The 298-nt window shown below is 46.0% G+C and carries 1 protein-coding gene; it reads left to right on the forward strand.

Annotated features, from left to right (window positions below):
- A partial coding sequence (locus AB4585_RS25735) for a hypothetical protein (protein ID WP_372171613.1) occupies positions 1-252 on the forward strand: 252 nt, incomplete at its 5' end.
- Between the last annotated feature and the right edge of the window lie 46 nt (positions 253-298).

The following is a 298-nucleotide window of genomic DNA, read 5'->3' on the forward strand; positions in this document are numbered from 1 at the left end:
ATACACTGCGGCAGTCTTCGCTATTTGGCTAATTCGATGCGCTCACCATTAAGGTTCAACGAATCGGGTTTTGCTACAACGTTGATGTCTGAGGGTGACCGCTTGTGGGCGGCGCGTCGATACCTTAAGCGATTGTCTAAGTATAAAAAATCAAAATGTCGCGACACTAAATGCTCTGGCGGTGCAGAGAAAAGTCGATGTCGTAAGTTGGCTACCAAGATGCTTCGGGAAGACTCTGCTGTAGAGATTTAATTGCTGAAGTGCTGTGTCCTTTTCTCACAATAGAATACACAGCACT

Source organism: Vibrio sp. 10N.222.49.C9, from assembly GCF_041474985.1.
Lineage (GTDB): Bacteria > Pseudomonadota > Gammaproteobacteria > Enterobacterales > Vibrionaceae > Vibrio > Vibrio crassostreae_C.